Below are 4,031 nucleotides of genomic sequence, written 5' to 3'. Positions count from 1 at the left end.
GATGATGTGGAGTTTGGGCAGGCACAGATGGAGTCCCTTTCAGCTTTAAAACGCGGAGTGCGTACTATCGGCATAACACTGTCTTGCACCTTTGCCTGTGCTGTTGTCTTTATAAGTTACACAACGGTAAAGATTCTTTTTTACAGGAGAAAAGAGGAAATAGAGATATACAAGTTGCTGGGGGCAACCAGAGGCTTTATCAGATTGCCATTTTTTATGGAAGGCTCGATAGTGGGTTTTTGCGGCGGCCTGGGCGGGGCTGTATTGCTTCAGGTGATAAATAAGGTGACATTGTCAAAACTTACGGCTGAGATACCCCTCTTTGCAGTAGTGAATATTCCGTTTACGGTTTTTTTGCTGTTTCCGGTTATCGGATTGATGCTGGGACTGGGTGGGGCTGTGCTTGCCGTGGGTAGAATAAAATACTGAGCATGGCGTTTATTTATCTGATTATTTTTGTGTTTGTGTTTGCAGGTGTTGACTGCCATGCTGAGGCTCTGAAAGACAAGTACAAGAAAATTCAGGAGGATATAAAAGCAAATAAAGAAAAGCTGGATCAAGCTAAGAAAAAAGAAAGTACCATAATGGCTGATATAGAGAGGGCAACGAGGGAACTGAATAAAATAAACTCGGAAATTATAAGAGACAGAAAAAAAATTACAGATTTAGAGGAAAGTATAAAAGTGGTTAAAGTGGAAGTGGCAAAGGCTACAAAAGCTACACAGCAGGTTAGAATAAGCCTGAAAAAGAGGTTCCAACTGATTCAGCGTTACGGCTACGGTTTAGACAGATTAATAGTTGTACTTAATGCTGAGGATTTTACTGAGCTATTAAAGATAAACAGATATATGGCAAGGCTTACAACCACTGAGTATAAACAAATGAAAGAATACAGAGATTTGTCGGCAAAGCTTTCAGAAAAGGAAAAGACACTAAAGGGAATGTATGAGGAGATAAACAAACGGAATGAGGCGTTAAAAGTCTCAGAAAATGCGCTGATAAGAAAAAAGCATGAACGCGAAAACATTCTGTTGTCAGTAAAAAAAGAACAGGCTGTGTATGCCTCTATGATAAATGAACTTGAATCTACTTCAAAGAAAATAATGGAGATAATAGAAAAAAGTGAAACAGACATGTCAGATCAGGGAAAGGAATTCCGCTCGGCGAAGGGCTCCCTGCCATGGCCGGTAAACGGGCAGATTTCAATTCCATATGGCTCACATCAGGACCCGCAGTTTAAAACTCCGGTCTTCAGATATGGTGTCTATATGAGCACAGAGGATAATGAAAAGGTGCGTGCTGTGTATGAGGGAAAGGTGGCATATGCGGATACCTTTAAGGGATTAGGCCAGGTGGTTATACTAAGCCATGGAATGGGATATCACACAGTGTATGCAAACTTAAGCACTATATCAACGCAAGCCGGCGAGTTTGTAAAGAAAAAGGGCGTATTAGGCATTGCGGGCGTCTCAGGCGTTTTAAACGCAACCGGAATATACTTTGAGGTAAGATACAAGGGAAAACCGGTTGACCCTATGCAATGGCTTAAAAGGGATAATTAAAAGCATGTTCAGGAGGGATAGATGTTTAGGAGGGATAGATGAATAGAAAGCTGAAAAATCTGCTTGTATGGGTGGCCTTTGCCATAATAACAGCAAGCGGGGTGATAGTGGGCAGATGGACGGTAAAGGCGGTAAGTGCTGAATCGGAAACATATCAGGAGTTAAAGCTCTTTACTGAGGTGATTTCTCTGGTTAAGACCAGTTATGTGGAGGATGTTAAGGCAAAAGACTTGATTTATGGGGCAATAAAGGGAATGATTAGCTCTCTGGACCCCCATTCGGCCTTTATGACCCCTGATATGTTTAAGGAGATGAAGGTTGATACAAAGGGTGAGTTTGGAGGCGTAGGTATCCAGATAGGCAAAAAGGGGGGCTTTCTGACGGTTATTGCGCCCATAGAGGATACCCCTGCTTATATAGCAGGTATAAAGGCAGGGGATATTATCTCAAAGGTTAACGGGGAATCCACTGAAAAGATGACTCTATTTGATGCTGTCAATAAGATGAGAGGCCCCAGGGGAACAAAAGTTATACTTACCATCATCAGAAAGGGATGGACTGAGCCAAAGGATTTTCCAATCTCAAGAGAGATAATTAAAGTACAGAGTGTGAAATACAAGGTTATGGAAGGCAACATCGGCTATATAAAAATCAGTCAGTTCCAGGAAAAAACCGTACAGGATTTAGTTAAGGCGGTTAACTTTCTAAAAGAAAAGAAGATAACCTCCGTAGTTGTTGATCTTAGGAATGACCCGGGAGGGTTACTACAGAGCGCCGTGGGGGTGGCGGAGCAGTTTCTGCCGTCTCACAAACTTGTGGTTTATATAAAGGACCGCTCAGGGGATAAAAAGGATTTCTACACCGAGTCCGAGGGAAAGCTTGATTCTATACCAATGGTGGTGTTGGTAAATGAGGGAAGCGCCAGTGCTTCAGAGATAGTGGCCGGTGCACTCAAAGATTGGAACAGGGCAATAATTCTTGGTGTAACAACATTTGGAAAGGGCTCTGTGCAGAGTGTCCTTGGGTTAAGTGACGGCTCCGGTTTAAGGTTAACTACAGCCAGGTACTATACCCCTAACGGTATTTCCATACAAAACACCGGAATAACACCGGATATTATTGTAAAGCTTAAGTCTGAGACCGGAAAAGAACACAAGGTGTTAAGGGAAAAGGACTTAACCGGACACTTGGATAATGAGCAGGTGGAGACTAAAGAAGGAGAGGAGCCGGACTCAACACCTTTGGAGATTGAGGAGAAAGACGACCTCCAATTGCAGAGGGCCATAGATATATTAAAAACCGGAGACTCATTTAAGAAAAACAGTAAGATAACCTCCTGATGTCCCGTTTAATCTTTGATATAGAGACGGCTGGGTTTGACTTTGACACCATGGAAAGTCCACTTCAGGAATATTTCTTGAAGTGGGCAGCCACGGAAGAAGAGGTCAAAGCGGCAAAAGAGAGTCTTTCCTTTTATCCAAACACAGCGGAGGTGGTAACCATAGGAATGCTTAATCCTGATACTGAAAAAGGGGCGGTTTATTTTCAGTCTGCAGAGGCAGAGTCTTTTGAGGATGGCGGTATATCATATCATCCCGGCACCGAGAGTGATATTTTGTCACATTTTTGGGAAACTATAAAAAAATATGACGCCTTTGTAACTTTTAACGGCCGCGTATTTGACTGTCCTTTCATTATGGTAAGAAGCGCAGTGTATGGTATTAAACCAACTCGTGAGCTTTTGCCAAACCGCTATGGTAACGAACATATAGATTTAATGGACAGATTGAGCTTTTTTGGTGCTGCCAAAAGGAGGTTCAGCCTTGATGTGTGGTGTCGCACGTTTGGCATAAAAAGCCCGAAATCGGAAGGAGTTACAGGGTATGATGTGAAAGATTTATTCAGGTCGGGGCAGTTTGAAAAAATCGCAAGATACTGTGCCGGAGACCTGTGGGCAACACGAGACCTTCTTCTTATATGGGAAAAATATATTAAATTTCCGCCTGCAAAATAAACCGCATTATTCCGGCAGCAAACAGACTTCTTCAGTTTTTATTACACCATGTTGCAAACCATAGCAGTCTGAATAGATTGTGCCCTCTCTTTACCACAAAACAGCTCTACCAGCTTAAGCGCAAACTCTATTGCCGTCCCTGCCCCCTGGCTTGTTACCACCTTACCATCAATCACAACAGAGTCTGCTTTAGAAACCATTGCGGCTTTGATTTTATCCTGATAGGATGGATGGCTTGTAGCTGTTTTTCCATTTAGTACTCCGGCCTCCGACAACACAAAAGGTGCTGCACATATGGCGGCAGTGTATTTTCCGGCTTTATACATATCGGCAACCAACGATGTTACTCTTTTATCCGAGGCCAGATTTAGCGTACCGGGCATTCCTCCCGGTAAGACCACCATATCAAAATCCCCTGCATTCACACTATCCAGTGTGCAGTCGGGTATTACTTT

Annotated in this window: 5 protein-coding genes; 4 read left to right on the top strand and 1 reads right to left on the bottom strand. The window is 42.9% G+C overall.

The features are described from left to right. From H7844_15710 to H7844_15695, 4 genes are all read left to right on the top strand, one after another. Positions 1 to 429 (top strand): FtsX-like permease family protein (locus tag H7844_15710; protein MEO5358726.1); only part of this gene is annotated, 429 nt, incomplete at its 5' end. Between the two features lie 2 nt (positions 430 to 431). Beyond that, positions 432 to 1,562 (top strand): peptidoglycan DD-metalloendopeptidase family protein, encoded by a 1,131-nt coding sequence (locus tag H7844_15705; GenBank protein ID MEO5358725.1) that lies wholly within the window; start codon positions 432 to 434, stop codon positions 1,560 to 1,562. Between the two features lie 38 nt (positions 1,563 to 1,600). After that, on the top strand, positions 1,601 to 2,902 hold the full coding sequence (locus H7844_15700; protein MEO5358724.1) for a S41 family peptidase: 1,302 nt from the start codon (positions 1,601 to 1,603) through the stop codon (positions 2,900 to 2,902). Then, the gene (locus tag H7844_15695) at positions 2,902 to 3,576 is read left to right on the top strand and encodes a ribonuclease H-like domain-containing protein (GenBank protein ID MEO5358723.1); all 675 of its coding nucleotides are present in this window, start codon (positions 2,902 to 2,904) and stop codon (positions 3,574 to 3,576) included. The genes H7844_15700 and H7844_15695 overlap by 1 nt, the downstream gene beginning before the upstream one ends. A 41-nt stretch (positions 3,577 to 3,617) precedes the next feature. Here the strand turns inward: H7844_15695 and H7844_15690 are convergent. Beyond that, the coding region (locus H7844_15690) for a DJ-1/PfpI family protein (protein ID MEO5358722.1) at positions 3,618 to 4,031 on the bottom strand (414 nt) is incomplete at its 5' end.

This window comes from Nitrospirae bacterium YQR-1, from assembly GCA_039908095.1.
Lineage (GTDB): Bacteria > Nitrospirota > Thermodesulfovibrionia > Thermodesulfovibrionales > Magnetobacteriaceae > Magnetomonas.
The sequence above is the reverse complement of the archived record's forward strand: the minus strand, read 5'-3'. Positions and strand labels throughout refer to the sequence as shown.

Bases quoted from the DNA above. Each gene is read 5' to 3' on its own strand.
- H7844_15705 (MEO5358725.1), top strand. From the start codon at position 432: ATGGCGTTTATTTATCTGATTATTTTTGTGTTTGTGTTTGCAGGTGTT.
- H7844_15700 (MEO5358724.1), top strand. From the start codon at position 1,601: ATGAATAGAAAGCTGAAAAATCTGCTTGTATGGGTGGCCTTTGCCATA.
- H7844_15695 (MEO5358723.1), top strand. From the start codon at position 2,902: ATGTCCCGTTTAATCTTTGATATAGAGACGGCTGGGTTTGACTTTGAC.